Raw genomic sequence first — 14,874 nt, forward strand, 5'->3', positions numbered from 1 at the left:
GCGGATAAACGTCGGGCTGAGGAGGTGTTGCCTGATTGCCTGGTAAATAACCAGATGTCAACCAGATAATGCAGCTCTGATTCAGGACATTGTTTACACTGACGCTCTGTTTATTTCGGGGTTGTTACCGTGCTTTTATTGATTGTTACTACCATTCTGTGGGCATTCTCCTTTAGCCTGATCGGTGAATACCTTGCCGGGCAAGTGGACAGCTGGTTTTCAGTGCTGATGCGCCTGGCGCTGGCGGCCATTGTGTTTCTGCCGTTCCTGCGCTGGCGCGGCTATCGGCCTTCGACGCTCTTGCTCTATATGCTGGTAGGGATGTTGCAGCTGGGCATTATGTATTTGCTGAGTTTTGAAGCCTATCTGTATCTGAGCGTGTCAGAATTCCTGCTGTTCACCGTGATGACGCCGCTGTATGTCACCTTAATCTACGACCTGATAAGCCGAAGGCCCCTGCGCGTGGGCTACATTTTCAGTGCGCTGCTGGCCGTTGCTGGCGCGGCAATCATTCGTTATGACAAAGTCAGCGATAACTTCTGGTTTGGTCTGCTGCTGGTCCAGTTGGCGAATATCTGCTTCGCGGCGGGGATGGTGGGCTACAAACGTTTGCAGGAAACCCGTCCAATGCCGCAACATACGGCGTTTTCATGGTTTTATCTGGGCGCGGTTCTGATTGCGATCGTTGCCTGGGCAGCCTGGGGCAATCCCCATAAATTGCCTACCACGACGCTGCAATGGGGCATTCTGGTCTGGCTGGGCGTCGCGGCTTCGGGGCTGGGCTACTTTATGTGGAACTACGGCGCGACGCAGGTCGATGCCGGCACGTTGGGCATTATGAATAACATGCACGTTCCGGCCGGCTTATTGGTGAACCTGGCGATATGGCAGCAAAAACCGCACTGGCCAAGCTTTATCGCAGGAGCCATCGTGATTATGGCGTCGCTGTGGGTCCATAAGCGCTGGGTGGTAGACAACAGCGCAAGATAGTCCGTGGCGGGCCTTGCCAGCGAGTAAACCGTTGCGGGAGAAATGCAGGGCATCTGGGCTGGAAACAGGCTGTGAACGCCCCTGAGCCTGACCGGAAGCAGACCGCATGACAGCGAGCTGCTTCCGGTCAGGGCGTTTCTGATTAAGCGGGTTTACCTGTGGCGGGGCGATGAATCATCGTCAGCCCTTTAAGAAAATTACGCAGAATCTGGTCACCGCACTCGCGGTAGTTTTTATGATCCGGTTTGCGGAAGATTGCGCCAATCTCAGCCTGAGAGACCGTAAAGTTGGCTTTTTTCAGCACGTCAGGAATGTCGGTAGTTTTCAAATCAAACGCGATGCGCAGCTTTTTCATAAAGATATTGTTGTTCATCTTGCGCTCGATGGAGGGCGCAGGCGCGTCTTCACTTTTTCCGCGGCGATGAAAAATTAAACCGTTAAGAAAATATCCCATCACCACATCGGGGCAGGGGCGAAACGCCGCATCCTCATCTTTCTTCAGCCAACTGGTAATGTCCGCCTGAGCCACTTCACATTCAGTCAGCGCAAAAATCGCCACCATTTTGGCATCGTTCAGATCGAGCATATAGCGCACGCTGCGCAGAATATCGTTGTTAGTCATGGTGAGATCTTCTCATGGTAAATCGACAGGCTGCGCATTATAGGGGATTTTGCCTGCTATCGCGCAGCTTTGTCACTCACGCGATAAAACCTTCGCAGGATGCGCGGCGTCCCTGACAAAGGGCAAATGCTCGCAGGCATGCTGACGGGCAAAACGCATAAACGCTTCCAGTACCGGCTGGCGCTGTTCACCGTCGCGTACAGCGGCGTAAAGACGACTCCATAACCCTTCGCCCAGCGTTTTGGTGATCACCAGGCCCTGTTTTTCAAAACTTTCAACGACCCAGTGCGGCAGCGCAGCAATCCCCATGCGCGCCGAGACCATTTGAATCATCAGCAGCGTGTTATCGACATTCTTGAGCGCCGGACTGATCCCCGCAGGTTGCAGAAAGTGGCGCCAGATATCCAGGCGCTGGCGCTGTACCGGATAAATCATTAGCACTTCATCCGCCAGGTCTTCAGGTGAAATGTGTTCAACCTGCGCCAGAGGGTGATCTGGCGCCAGTACCAGGCGGACTTCGAAATCAAACATAGGTGAATAGAACAAGCCTGAGCGCGGCAGGATATCCGACGTCAATACAATATCCAGTTCGCCCTGCTGCAGCGCGGGCTGCGGATCAAAGGTTACGCCCGATTTAAAATCCATCATCACCTGGGGCCAGCTCTGACGAAACTTATCTAAAGCCGGTGTCAGCCACTGAATGCAACTGTGGCATTCGATCGCGACGCGCAGCGTGGTCTGATGCGGTTCGTGGCAGGCCTGAAGCGCCTGCTGAATTTGCGGCAGTATCTGCTCTGCCAGCTGCAATAAAATTTCGCCCTGCGGGGTAAAACGCAGTGGCTGACTTTTACGAACAAACAAACGAAATCCCAGCCGCTGTTCCAGATCGCTGAACTGATGTGATAACGCCGACTGTGTCTGATGAAGCTGAGCCGCAGCAGCAGCCAGCGAGCCCGTATTCTGCAGAGCCTGAAGCGTCCGGAGGTGTTTGAATTCGATCATGAGAGTCCTTCACATCGAAGCTGAATAATTTGCGCTTGAGCAACATACAGTACCCGCAGAATATAGCGGTGTAAACATCTGGACGGCTAAACATCTTTGGCGACCCGCCAAAGCCGAAGACTTTCTGGAGAATAGTGAATGACTATCTTAAATCATACTCTCGGTTTTCCACGTATTGGTCTGCGTCGCGAGCTGAAAAAAGCACTTGAAAGCTACTGGGCTGGCAACAGCACGCAGGAAGAATTACAGGCGGTGGGTCGCGAACTGCGTGCGCGCCACTGGCAACAACAAAAAGCGGCCGGCGTCGATAAAGTGCCGGTGGGCGATTTTGCCTGGTACGATCATATTCTGACGACCAGCCTGATGCTGGGCAACGTGCCTGCTCGCCATCGAAATCAGGACGGATCGATTGATCTGGATACGCTGTTCCGCCTGAGCCGGGGGCGTGCACCGACGGGTGAGCCGGCCGCGGCGGCAGAAATGACAAAATGGTTCAACACGAACTATCACTACATCGTGCCAGAATTCACGCAAGGCCAGTCGTTTTCTTTAACCTGGACCCAACTGCTGGATGAAGTGGACGAGGCGCTGGCGCTGGGTCATAACGTTAAGCCTGTGTTGTCAGGACCGTTAACCTACCTCTGGCTGGGTAAGGTAAAAGGAGAACCCTTTAATCGTCTGTCACTACTGAACGATATTCTGCCCGTTTATCAGCGGGTCCTGACCGAACTGAACGCGCGCGGCGTTGAGTGGGTACAGATTGATGAACCCGTCCTGGCGCTGGAACTGCCACAGGAATGGCGCGAGGCCTTCAAAGCGGCTTACGCTGCGTTAAACGGGCAGGTCAACCTGCTGCTGACCACCTACTTCGACAGTATCGGCCAGAATCTGGATATTATCCGCACGTTGCCAGTGCAGGGCCTGCATGTGGATCTGGTGCAGGGGCAAGATGATATCCAGCAGGTGAACCAACAACTGCCCGCAGACTGGGTGTTATCTGTCGGCGTGATCAATGGCCGCAACGTCTGGCGTGCCGATCTCAGCCGTTGGTTTGAGCGTCTGCAGCCGCTGATCGCCTCACGTGAACACCTGTGGATTGGCACATCCTGCTCGTTGCTGCACAGCCCCATTGATCTGAGTGTGGAGACCCGTCTGGACGAGGAGGTGAAAAGCTGGTTTGCCTTTGCCTTGCAAAAATGTGATGAGCTGTCGCTACTGAGTACGGCGCTTCGCCGCAACGATCCCGCATCGCTGAAGGAATGGAGCGCACCGGTTCAGGCACGTGCGCATTCCCGCCGCGTCCACAACGCGGCTGTCGCACTGCGTCTGACAAATTTTCAGGCCAAAGACACCGAACGTGCCAGCCCTTACGCCGGGCGTGCCAGCACACAACGTCAGCGTTTCAACCTGCCCGCCTGGCCAACCACCACCATCGGTTCCTTCCCGCAGACCACTGAAATTCGTGGATTACGACTCGACTTCAAAAAAGGCGCGATTGATCGCGCGCATTACCGTACCGGTATCGCGGAACACATTAAGCAGGCGATAGCTGAGCAGGAGCGTTTGGGACTGGACGTGCTGGTTCACGGCGAGGCGGAACGCAACGATATGGTGGAATACTTTGGCGAGAACCTGGACGGCTTCGTCTTTACACAAAATGGTTGGGTACAAAGCTACGGTTCACGTTGTGTTAAACCGCCGGTCATTATTGGTGACGTCAGCCGTCCTGAAGCCATTACCGTGGCGTGGGCAACCTATGCGCAGTCCCTGACTGACAAGCCGGTAAAAGGTATGTTGACCGGCCCGGTGACCATTCTCTGTTGGTCATTCCCGCGGGAGGATGTATCACGTGAAACGATCGCCAAACAGATTGCACTGGCGCTGCGGGATGAAGTTGCGGATCTGGAACACGCCGGCATTGGCATTATTCAGATTGATGAGCCTGCATTGCGTGAAGGATTGCCGCTGCATCAGTCCGACTGGGCAGATTATCTGCGCTGGGCCGTGGAGGCGTTTCGGTTAACCGCCGCTGTCGCGAAAGACGAGACGCAGATTCACACGCATATGTGTTACTGCGAGTTTAACGACATTATGGCATCCATTGCGGCACTGGATGCGGATGTGATTACCATCGAAACCTCACGTTCCGATATGGATTTGCTGGATGCATTCAACGCATTTGAGTATCCGAATGAAATCGGGCCCGGCGTGTACGATATTCACTCCCCCAATGTACCCGACGTCGAGTGGATAGAAAATCTGTTACGCAAGGCCGCACAACGTATCCCTGAGGAACGTCTGTGGGTGAATCCGGACTGCGGCCTGAAAACCCGCGGCTGGCGCGAAACCCGACAGGCGCTGGCTAACATGGTCAAAGCGGCAAGAAACCTGCGGGGCGAAACCGCCTGATTTCCTGGTGTTGTGTCAATACGTTGTCAGTATGTTGGGGCGCCTGAACGCCCCTTTTTTCAGTCACTTCGCGGGGGCAACACCGTATTGCGCAAACCAGGCTAACATGCGCGCCCAGCCATCGGTGGCCGATTCGGCGTGATAGCTTGGACGATAGTCGGCGTTAAAAGCATGTCCGGCCTCGGGATAAACAATGATCTCAGCTTTGGCATTGGCCGCGTGCAGTGCCTGGCGCATCTGCTCGACGCTCTCCAGCGGAATGCCGTCATCCTGACCTCCATACAACCCCAGCACGGGCGCGTTCAGATCAACGGCGATATCGATAGGATGTTTTTGCTGCTTCATGGTTTTTTCACCCACCAGGCGACCATACCAGGCTACGGCGGCGCGCAGTTGCGGGTTGTGCGCGGCATAAAGCCAGCTGATGCGTCCGCCCCAGCAGAAACCGGTAATCCCCATGCGGCGAATATCTCCCCCGTTACGGGCAGCCCAGTTCGCCGCGTGATCGAGATCTGCCAGCACCTGGCTGTCGGGCACTTTACTGACCAGCTCTTTGAACAGGGTAGGGATGTCGTTGTAATCGTTGGGATCGCCTTCACGGAAGTACAGTTCTGGCGCGACGGCCAGATAGCCCTCCAGCGCCAGCCGACGGCAAATGTCGCGAATATGTTCGTGAACGCCAAAAATTTCCTGTACCACCAGCACGACCGGCAACGGACCTTCTGCTGACTGCGGCTTCGCATAAAACGCCGGCAGGTTTTCACCCTGGCTCGGAATGGAGGTTTCCCCCGCATGGATGTTGGCGCTGTCGGTAATAATGGTGGTCGCTGCTGTGGGCTGAACTGCCGGAGCAAACGCGCCTGCAGCTGATTTTTGTGTCATATTATCTTCGGTTTTCATCGTTCTCTCCGTGCAAGCATAGGCGCAATCACGTAACTATAGCCTGGCCAACCATGACAGGTACCGGGCATTGAGTAACAGAGCTGTTAACCAATAAAATTACACTTCTCTTTAACATTCCCGCGATAGCTTCCACATCACCATATGTAGCAATACGCAAGGCGAGAGATGGATGTGTGATCTAAATCACCTTATTTTTCTTTGGGAATGTAACTTTCATTTTCTTAAGTGAATTTAGTCACATATTTACCTCGCCCGGTGACGTAAAGTGGCGTAAAAATTTTCCTTAACCCGGAGTCTGATATGACACAGTCTGACGTATTCCATCTTGGCCTGACTAAAGCTGACCTGCAGGGGGCAACGCTGGCCATTGTTCCTGGCGATCCAGAGCGCGTGAAAAAGATTGCCGGACTGATGGAAGATGCACAGCATCTTGCTTCCCATCGCGAGTTCACCACCTGGCTGGCGAAGCTGGATGGCAAACCGGTTGTTGTGTGTTCGACAGGTATTGGCGGACCTTCTACATCGATTGCCGTTGAGGAACTGGCACAGCTTGGCGTGCGTACGTTCCTGCGCGTGGGAACCACTGGGGCGATTCAGCCCCATATCAACGTCGGCGATGTTTTGGTCACCACAGCATCAGTGCGCCTGGACGGTGCCAGCCTGCATTTCGCCCCCATGGCGTTTCCGGCAGTGGCGGACTTTACCTGTACGACGGCATTAGTCGCGGCGGCGGAAGCCTGTGGCGCTAAAACCCATATCGGTATTACGGCCTCTTCTGACACCTTTTACCCGGGTCAGGAACGATACGATACCTTTTCAGGCCGTGTCGTAAAAAGCTTCCAGGGCTCTATGCAGGAGTGGCAGCAGATGGGCGTGTTGAACTACGAGATGGAGTCGGCGACCCTGTTAACCATGTGTGCCAGCCAGGGGCTGAGAGCCGGGATGGTAGCGGGCGTTATCGTCAACCGCACCCAAAAAGAGATTCCGGATGCCGTCACGATGAAGCAGACGGAAAGCGACGCGGTGAAAATCGTGGTGGAAGCCGCGCGCCGTTTACTGTAATTCCCCTGTTTTAACAGACAGGCCCGTGATCGGGCCTGTCTGTCCTGCCACTCACAAGCCTTTGCGTCGCCTCTTCCAACGCCAGCAAATATATCTGGACATTCATACAGTGCGAATTTACCTTTTCCTTCATTAGCCTGACCAGCGGGGAAAATATGGATCAGCACATCATTATCTACATCTGCCTGGCGCTTGCCGGCCTTGGTGTGGGCTGGATACTGGCGCAAATGCGGGTCGGCCATCAGCTGGCCAGCTTTTCTACAGAACGTCGCCTGCTAAACGAGGGACAACAGCGTCAGCAGCTGCATATCGACCAGCTCCAGCAACAGGTGCAGCAGCGTGAACAGGAGCTGAGACAGCTTCATGGCGCGTTAAGCGGGGCCAATGAGCGCCTGCAACAGCTCGACTACTGGCGCAACGAGAGCGAACAACTCACTCGTGAACTTCGTAATCAGCTCGAAGTGAACAGCGCGCAGGAAGCAGAGCTGCGCGAGGTCACGATTCGTCTGGAAGAAACCCGCTTTGCAGCAGAAGAAAAACAGCGACTGCTGACAAACAGCGAGCAGCGACTCAGCGCGCAGTTTGAAAATCTGGCCAACCGTATTTTTGAAAACAGTGGACGTCGGGTTGATGAGCAGAATCGTCAAAGTCTTAACAGCCTGATAGGGCCGCTCCGGGAGCAGCTTGACGGGTTTCGCCGCCAGGTGAATGAAAGCTTCGGTGCCGAAGCCCGTGAGCGCCACACGCTCACTCACGAGATTCGTCAGCTGCAGCAGTTAAATGCCCAGATGGCTCAGGAGGCGCTTAACCTCACGAAGGCGCTCAAAGGCGACAATAAAATTCAGGGCAACTGGGGCGAAGTGGTACTGAGCCGAGTGCTGGAAGCTTCTGGGCTGCGTGAAGGCTATGAGTACGACATTCAGGTCAGCATGCAGAATGAACAGCAAAGCCGGATGCAGCCGGATGTGATTGTTCGCCTGCCACAGGGAAAAGATGTGGTTATCGACGCTAAAATGACGCTGGTGGCCTACGAGCGTTATTTTAATGCCGATGACGATGTGGAACGCGAGCAGGCTATTCAGGAACATGTCAGCGCCATGCGCGGGCACATTCGCCTGCTGGGCCGCAAAGATTATCAACAATTGCCCGGTTTACGCTCGCTGGATTATGTGTTGATGTTTATTCCTGTTGAGCCGGCCTTCCTGTTGGCTATCGATCGTCAGCCCGAACTCATCAGTGAAGCCCTGCAGCAGAACATCATGCTGGTCAGCCCGACTACGCTGCTGGTGGCGCTGCGGACGATTAATAATCTCTGGCGCTATGAGCACCAGAGTCGTAATGCACAGCGCATTGCAGAGCGGGCCTCCAGACTGTATGACAAAATGCGGCTGTTTGTAGACGATATGAGCGGGATTGGTCACAGCCTTGACAAGGCGCAGAACAGCTATCGCGAGGCGATGAAGAAACTGGCAGAGGGGCGGGGCAACCTTATCGCCCAGGCTGAAGGTTTTCGCGATCTGGGTGTAGAAGTCAAACGCGCCATTAACCCGCACCTGGTTGAACAAGCCATGCCTGAGAATGAGCACGACAGTGAGCAAAATGACAAGGACAACGCAGACGAAAGTCATGAGAGGATTCGGCACCTCCGCGAATAAGCAGGTCACCAGCGTGCCTGACCTCTATGACTCTGATACACTTCAGTGAGTATTGTTTGTGGAGCAGGTAAAACCGATGGCAGATGAATCACAGCAGGAAACTACCCATTTTGGCTTTCAGACGGTCGCCAAAAGCGAGAAAGCCGATAAAGTCGCGGACGTGTTTCACTCCGTAGCGGCAAAATATGACCTGATGAACGATTTAATGTCGTTTGGCGTCCATCGAGTCTGGAAGCGTTTTACCATTGACAGCAGCGGCGTGCGCCGTGGTCAGCGCGTGCTGGATCTGGCGGGTGGAACCGGCGATCTTACCGCGAAATTTTCGCGCCTGGTGGGTGAAACCGGTCAGGTTGTGCTGGCTGACATTAACAGCTCAATGCTGAAAATGGGCCGGGAAAAACTGCGTAATCTGGGCGTGGTAGGCAACGTCAGCTATGTGCAGGCCAACGCCGAAGCATTGCCGTTTCCTGATAACTATTTTGACTGCATCACTATTTCGTTCGGTCTGCGTAACGTGACTGAAAAAGAGAAGGCACTGGCCTCAATGTTCCGCGTGCTGAAGCCAGGTGGACGTTTACTGGTGCTGGAGTTTTCTAAACCTGTTATCGAACCCCTTAGCAAAGCTTACGATGCTTACTCGTTCCATATTTTGCCCCGTATTGGGCAACTGGTCGCCCAGGACGCAGAAAGCTATCGCTACCTTGCTGAGTCAATTCGCATGCATCCCGATCAGGAAACCCTGAAAGCGATGATGAATGACGTGGGATTCGAAAACACGACTTATTCCAACATGACGGGTGGGATTGTGGCGCTGCATCGTGGGTTTAAATTTTAACCATTATGGCGATGACCTTAACACCTGTAATGACCGCCGGTATTGAAACGGCGTTAAACCGCATACTGTATCGCGATCGTAGCCTGAAAAGCGCACGTCAGCGCCTGGTCGGCAAGGTACTGATGCTGCGTTTAAGTGAGCTATCCTGGCCGCTGGTGCTGGTGTTCAGTGAACAGCAGCTTGACGTGCTCAGTGACTGGCAGGACAGCAGTGACTGCACGGTCATTACCCAGCTTAAGTCCCTGCCAAAGTTACGCGATCGCCAGCAACTGACGACCTTGATTCGTAGCGGTGAGCTGCAGGTTGAAGGTGACTTGCAGGTGGTTCAGCAGTTTTCTGCGCTAATGGATTTGGCCGAGCTGGATCCCGCTGAATACCTTGCTCCCTGGATCGGTGATATCGCCGCTCAGGGGATGAGCCAGGGCGCGCAGCGTGCATGGCGTTTTTTCAAAGCAGAAACACAACGGCGTCAGGACTATCTTGGTCAGGCATTAACCGAAGAGTGGCGGGTTGCGCCGGGCGCCCTGGAATTTGCCTGGTTCACTGAGGAGGTTAGCGCGATGGAACGTTCGCTTGAGGCGCTTGATGCGCGTCTGGCACAGCTGGAGGCGAAATGAGTTTTGGAGAGATCCGCCGGTTATATTTTATTATTAAGGTGTTTTTGACTTACGGCCTTGATGAACTGATTCCGCAGATGCGCCTGACTCTTCCGCTCAGGCTATGGCGACGCTGCATTTTCTGGATCCCCAACCAGCACAAGCAAGAACTCCTTGGCGTGCGTTTGCGTATGGCGATGGAGCAGTTGGGCCCGGTCTGGATCAAGTTTGGTCAGATGCTGTCGACGCGCCGTGACCTGTTTCCCCCGGTGATTGCCGATGAGCTGGCTGTCCTGCAGGACCGCGTTGCCCCCTTTGATGGCGTTAAAGCGAAAGCGCAGATCGAAGCCTCAATGGGCGCACCGATTGAATCCTGGTTTGATGACTTCAATATCATTCCACTGGCCTCAGCCTCTATCGCTCAGGTACATACCGCAACCCTGAAATCCAATGGCAAGAACGTCGTTATCAAGGTAATCCGCCCGGATATCCTGCCGGTCATCAAAGCGGACATGAAACTCATCTACCGCATTGCCCGCTGGGTGCCACGATTGCTGCCGGATGGCCGCCGTCTGCGCCCGGTTGAAGTGGTACGGGATTATGAGAAGACCCTGCTTGATGAATTAAACCTGTTGCGTGAAGCCGCCAATGCCATTCAGCTTCGCCGCAACTTTGAAAACAGCCGCATGCTGTATGTGCCAGAGGTCTATTCGGACTATTGCAGTGAATCCATGATGGTAATGGAGCGCATTTACGGCATTCCCATTTCTGATGTGGCGACGCTGGAGCAGCACGGCGTCAACATGAAGCTGTTAGCAGAACGCGGTGTGCAGGTATTCTTTACCCAGGTTTTCCGCGACAGCTTCTTTCATGCCGACATGCATCCGGGCAATATCTTTGTCAGTTACGATCATCCTGAAGATCCTCAGTATATCGGCATTGACTGCGGTATCGTCGGTTCGCTGAATAAAGAAGATAAGCGCTATCTGGCCGAGAACTTTATTGCCTTCTTTAATCGCGATTACCGCAAAGTGGCGGAACTGCATGTCGATTCGGGCTGGGTGCCTGCCGATACCAACGTTGAAGACTTCGAGTTCGCTATCCGTACCGTATGCGAGCCCATTTTTGAGAAACCGCTGGCAGAAATCTCGTTTGGGCATGTGCTGCTGAACCTGTTTAACACGGCGCGTCGCTTCAATATGGAAGTCCAGCCGCAGCTGGTGCTGTTGCAAAAAACCTTGCTTTACGTTGAAGGCATCGGTCGTCAGCTCTATCCACAACTGGACCTTTGGAAAACGGCAAAACCCTTCCTTGAGGACTGGATTAAGGATCAAATCGGGATTCCGGCGATTATCCGTGCGGTAAAGGAAAAAGCCCCTTACTGGGCAGAAAAACTGCCAGAACTGCCAGAATTGTTTTACGACAGTATGCGGCAGCATAAGCAATTACGCCTCAGCGTGGATAAACTCGCGAACGATTTAAGTGTCCAACGTTCACGTCAGCAGCAGGCGCGTTACCTGTTTGGCGTTGGCGCGACGCTGTTGATTAGCGGAACGGCGGTGCTCCTCAGCAGGCCTGAGTGGGACCTGTTTCCAGCGGCATTAATGGCGGCGGGCTTTGTCAGTTGGTTAATCGGCTGGCGTAAGACAAACTGATTGTCACCTGCGCCAGAAACGCGGTAATGTCGCTGATTCGGACCCGAATAAACACGGGTTTCGTGGTGCATGACCCCGCAGTTTTTAACAATAAAATCGAGGCTATCTCATGGGCGGTATTAGTATTTGGCAGTTGTTAATTATTGCCGTGATTGTGGTTCTTCTGTTCGGTACCAACAAATTACGTAATCTGGGTTCGGATTTGGGTTCTTCTATCCGTGGGTTTAAGAAAGCCATGAGCGACGAAGACGATAAAAAGGATCAACCGAAAGAGCAGGATGCTGATTTCCATGCCAAAACGCTGGCGGATAAACAGCCAACGTCGGCTCAGAAAGATGACGTCAAGAACGACAAGCAGGTGTAAGCCGTGTTCGATATTGGTTTTGGTGAATTGGTATTGGTGTTCGTGATCGGGCTGATCGTTCTTGGCCCGCAACGTCTGCCCCTTGCGGTAAAAACGGTCATGGGCTGGATCAGAGCGATCCGCTCGCTGGCCGCCAATGTCCAGAGTGAGCTGGCGCAAGAACTCAAGCTTCAGGAGCTGCAAGACAGCCTGAAAAAGGTGGAAGAAGCCGGCCGGGGCACGCTGTCCCCCGAGCTGAAGGAATCCATGGAAGAGCTGCGGAAAACGGCTGATTCAATGAAACGCTCGGTCAAGCAGAGCATTGATATTGAAAGAGACGAAGACGAAGCCAATACCATCCATTCTCCTCACCCTGCATCGACCACCGAAACGCTGCACCCCGTTACACCTGCCGCCAGCGAACATCAGGCGCAGGCACCTGTGCAGGCTCCGCTGGCGACGTCTGAACCTGCGGCTTCTCAACCGGCCGACAGCCGCGTTGAGCCCTCCCCGGTTCAGCCGCGACCTGCCTCAGGGCATGCCAGTGCACCGGCACAGTCGCCTGCTCATGCCGATGCACAAACTGCGGCTAAGCCCGTTAGCGCTGTGCCGTCGGCAGGTTCAGTTTCTACTCCTTCTGCAAGTGATGAGCGATAATGGCCGTTGAAGATACCCAACCCCTGATCAGCCATTTGATTGAGCTGCGTAAGCGTCTGCTGAACTGTATTGTTGCCGTGTTAGTCATCTTTCTGGCGCTGATTTACTTTGCCAATGATATCTACCATGCGGTGGCGTCGCCGCTCATTAATCAGATGCCCGCGGGCGCCAGCATGATCGCCACGGATGTCGCGTCACCGTTTTTTACCCCGATCAAGCTGACCATGATCGTATCGGTATTCCTTGCCGTTCCGGTTATCCTCTACCAGGTCTGGGCCTTTGTCGCGCCAGCCCTCTATCGCCACGAACGCAAGTTGGTCATGCCGTTGCTGTTCTCCAGTACGTTGCTGTTTTACGTGGGCGTCGCTTTTGCTTACTTCATCGTCTTTCCGCTGGCCTTTGGTTTTTTCGCCAAGACCGCGCCCCAGGGCGTCACTATTGCAACGGACATTACCAACTATCTTGATTTCGTGATGACGCTGTTCATGGCCTTTGGCGTGGCATTTGAAGTGCCGGTCGCGATTGTGCTGCTCTGCTGGACGGGCATTACCAACCCCGATGATTTGAAAAAGAAACGCCCCTATATTCTGGTTGGCGCGTTCGTTGTTGGGATGCTGCTCACACCACCAGACGTTTTTTCCCAAACTTTGCTCGCTATTCCGATGTACTGCCTGTTTGAAGTCGGCGTATTCTTCTCACGTTACTATGTGGGAAAAGGCCGCCAGGCAGAGGATGAGGAACATAACGCCGATTCCTGATGTCTGATTGGGCACAACCCGCAAGGCGGGAGAGGAAAGTCAAAAACCGCCGCCAGGCGGTTTTTGTTTAGGGTGTTATTGATAAAGAGTGGAAAAAATATGTTTGATATCGGTGTAAACCTGACCAGCACGCAGTTCGCCTCCGATCGGGAAAAGGTGATCTCACGCGCGCGCGAAGCGGGCGTCACCGGCATGTTGATTACCGGCACCAACGCACTTGAAAGTCAGCAGGCGCAGAAACTGGCTGAGGCCCATCAGGATTATTGTTGGTCAACCGCTGGCGTGCATCCCCATCATGCCAGCGAATGGTCAGCGGACGTTGCTAACACGCTACGCCGCCTGGCAGAGAAAAAAGACGTAGTGGCAATAGGTGAATGCGGTCTGGATTTTAATCGTAACCTGTCCGCTCACCAGCAGCAGGAGTATGCGTTTGACGCTCAGTTGGCACTGGCGGCAGAGCTTAATATGCCGGTGTTTCTTCACTGCCGGGAAGCCCACGAGCGCTTTGCGGCAGTTCTTGAACCCTGGCTGCCCAAATTGCCTGCTGCAGTGATTCACTGCTTTACCGGCACGCGCGAGGAGCTGACCGCTTGCCTGGACATGGGGCTGTCGGTAGGGATTACGGGCTGGGTATGCGATGAGCGTCGAGGTATCGCGTTGCGTGAGATGCTGCCACTGATTCCGGCCGAGCGGTTATTACTGGAAACGGATGCACCTTACCTTCTGCCGCGTGATATGCGTCCCCGTCCCACGTCGAGACGAAATGAACCCTGCTTCTTGCCGCATATCCTGCAGCAGGTCGCAAACTGGCGCGGGGAGAATGTCGAGATGCTGGCACGTCAGGTGGATCACAATGCGCGTAAGCTGTTTAGGCTGATTTAAGCTTTGCGGAACTGCCGGTTATCCACGCTGCGTACGACCTGCTTGTTGAGCAGATTCAGCAACAGAATTGAGCGTGCTTCGCCATCCGGTTCAGAGAATATCGCACGCAAGCCCTCGAACGTGCCTTCGGTGATGATCACTTCATCACCGTTTTGCGGCGTTTCGGGATCGAGCAACGTCTGGGGGACGTCGGTTTGCAAGGCATCAATCACCAGGGCGGGCACGGTTGCCGGTGTTGTACCAAAGCGCACAAAATGGCTGACGCCACGCGTACTACTTATGGTCGTGGTATGAATGGCTTCCGGATCAAATTCGATAAACAGATAGTTTGGAAACAGCGGCTCACTCACGGTCGTCCGCTTACCGCGCACGATCTTCTCCATCGCGATCATTGGACTCAGGCATTTTACCTCTTGCCGCTCAAGATGCTCTTTCGCACGCAATAGCTGCCCACGTTTGCAATAGAGTAAATACCAGGATTCCATAACTGCTCCCAATGAATGGA

15 protein-coding genes are annotated in these 14,874 nt (G+C 54.1%); 11 read left to right on the plus strand and 4 right to left on the minus strand.

The annotated features are described in order from the left end of the window. The first annotated feature begins 129 nt into the window (after positions 1-129). Positions 130-990: a carboxylate/amino acid/amine transporter gene (locus NYE92_RS15540; RefSeq protein WP_029569338.1), complete on the plus strand. Its 861-nt coding sequence runs from the start codon at positions 130-132 to the stop codon at positions 988-990. 142 nt (positions 991-1,132) lie between these two features. Here the strand turns inward: NYE92_RS15540 and NYE92_RS15545 are convergent, their stop codons facing one another. Beyond that, positions 1,133-1,612 (minus strand): DUF1456 family protein, encoded by a 480-nt coding sequence (locus NYE92_RS15545; protein ID WP_259019136.1) that lies wholly within the window; start codon positions 1,610-1,612, stop codon positions 1,133-1,135. A 72-nt stretch (positions 1,613-1,684) separates the two neighbouring features. Continuing rightward, on the minus strand, positions 1,685-2,614 hold the full coding sequence (gene metR / locus NYE92_RS15550; RefSeq protein WP_022623771.1) for an HTH-type transcriptional regulator MetR: 930 nt from the start codon (positions 2,612-2,614) through the stop codon (positions 1,685-1,687). A 138-nt stretch (positions 2,615-2,752) separates the two neighbouring features. Here metR and metE point away from each other — a divergent pair, with 138 nt between their 5' ends. Continuing rightward, the gene (gene metE, locus NYE92_RS15555) at positions 2,753-5,023 is read left to right on the plus strand and encodes a 5-methyltetrahydropteroyltriglutamate--homocysteine S-methyltransferase (protein ID WP_029569339.1); all 2,271 of its coding nucleotides are present in this window, start codon (positions 2,753-2,755) and stop codon (positions 5,021-5,023) included. A gap of 63 nt (positions 5,024-5,086) precedes the next feature. Here the strand turns inward: metE and NYE92_RS15560 are convergent, their stop codons facing one another. Then, positions 5,087-5,923 (minus strand): dienelactone hydrolase family protein, encoded by an 837-nt coding sequence (locus NYE92_RS15560; protein WP_013024092.1) that lies wholly within the window; start codon positions 5,921-5,923, stop codon positions 5,087-5,089. Between the two features lie 303 nt (positions 5,924-6,226). Here NYE92_RS15560 and udp point away from each other — a divergent pair, with 303 nt between their 5' ends. From udp to tatD, 9 genes are all read left to right on the plus strand, one after another. Continuing rightward, positions 6,227-6,988 carry a uridine phosphorylase gene (udp, locus tag NYE92_RS15565; protein ID WP_014606979.1) on the plus strand — a complete coding sequence of 254 codons (762 nt, stop codon included), beginning with the start codon at positions 6,227-6,229 and terminating at the stop codon, positions 6,986-6,988. A gap of 155 nt (positions 6,989-7,143) precedes the next feature. After that, complete coding sequence (rmuC, locus tag NYE92_RS15570) at positions 7,144-8,643, plus strand: DNA recombination protein RmuC (protein WP_210451131.1); 1,500 nt, start codon at positions 7,144-7,146, stop codon at positions 8,641-8,643. A 76-nt stretch (positions 8,644-8,719) separates the two neighbouring features. Then, on the plus strand, positions 8,720-9,478 hold the full coding sequence (gene ubiE / locus NYE92_RS15575) for a bifunctional demethylmenaquinone methyltransferase/2-methoxy-6-polyprenyl-1,4-benzoquinol methylase UbiE (protein ID WP_014595026.1): 759 nt from the start codon (positions 8,720-8,722) through the stop codon (positions 9,476-9,478). Between the two features lie 11 nt (positions 9,479-9,489). Further along, positions 9,490-10,095, plus strand: coding sequence for an SCP2 domain-containing protein (locus NYE92_RS15580; RefSeq protein ID WP_158150557.1), 606 nt, complete (start codon positions 9,490-9,492; stop codon positions 10,093-10,095). Further along, the gene (gene ubiB / locus NYE92_RS15585) at positions 10,092-11,729 is read left to right on the plus strand and encodes a ubiquinone biosynthesis regulatory protein kinase UbiB (protein WP_014606977.1); all 1,638 of its coding nucleotides are present in this window, start codon (positions 10,092-10,094) and stop codon (positions 11,727-11,729) included. The genes NYE92_RS15580 and ubiB overlap by 4 nt, the downstream gene beginning before the upstream one ends. 109 nt (positions 11,730-11,838) lie before the next feature. Continuing rightward, entirely contained in the window at positions 11,839-12,093 is a 255-nt protein-coding gene (gene tatA / locus NYE92_RS15590; protein ID WP_013024098.1) for a Sec-independent protein translocase subunit TatA, read from the plus strand. A gap of 3 nt (positions 12,094-12,096) precedes the next feature. Continuing rightward, positions 12,097-12,729: a Sec-independent protein translocase protein TatB gene (gene tatB / locus NYE92_RS15595; protein WP_029569343.1), complete on the plus strand. Its 633-nt coding sequence runs from the start codon at positions 12,097-12,099 to the stop codon at positions 12,727-12,729. Continuing rightward, a complete protein-coding gene (tatC, locus tag NYE92_RS15600; protein ID WP_013024100.1) occupies positions 12,729-13,487 on the plus strand; it encodes a Sec-independent protein translocase subunit TatC in 759 nt (252 codons plus the stop codon). The genes tatB and tatC overlap by 1 nt, the downstream gene beginning before the upstream one ends. A gap of 99 nt (positions 13,488-13,586) precedes the next feature. Further along, entirely contained in the window at positions 13,587-14,369 is a 783-nt protein-coding gene (tatD, locus tag NYE92_RS15605) for a 3'-5' ssDNA/RNA exonuclease TatD (protein WP_259019137.1), read from the plus strand. On the opposite strand, the gene rfaH is transcribed toward tatD, so the two are convergent. Further along, positions 14,366-14,854 (minus strand): transcription/translation regulatory transformer protein RfaH, encoded by a 489-nt coding sequence (rfaH, locus tag NYE92_RS15610; RefSeq protein ID WP_014606974.1) that lies wholly within the window; start codon positions 14,852-14,854, stop codon positions 14,366-14,368. The genes tatD and rfaH overlap by 4 nt on opposite strands. Positions 14,855-14,874: the final 20 nt, after the last annotated feature.

It is taken from the genome of Pantoea sp. B566, from assembly GCF_024793925.1.
In the GTDB taxonomy this organism is placed as follows: Bacteria; Pseudomonadota; Gammaproteobacteria; order Enterobacterales; family Enterobacteriaceae; genus Pantoea; species Pantoea ananatis.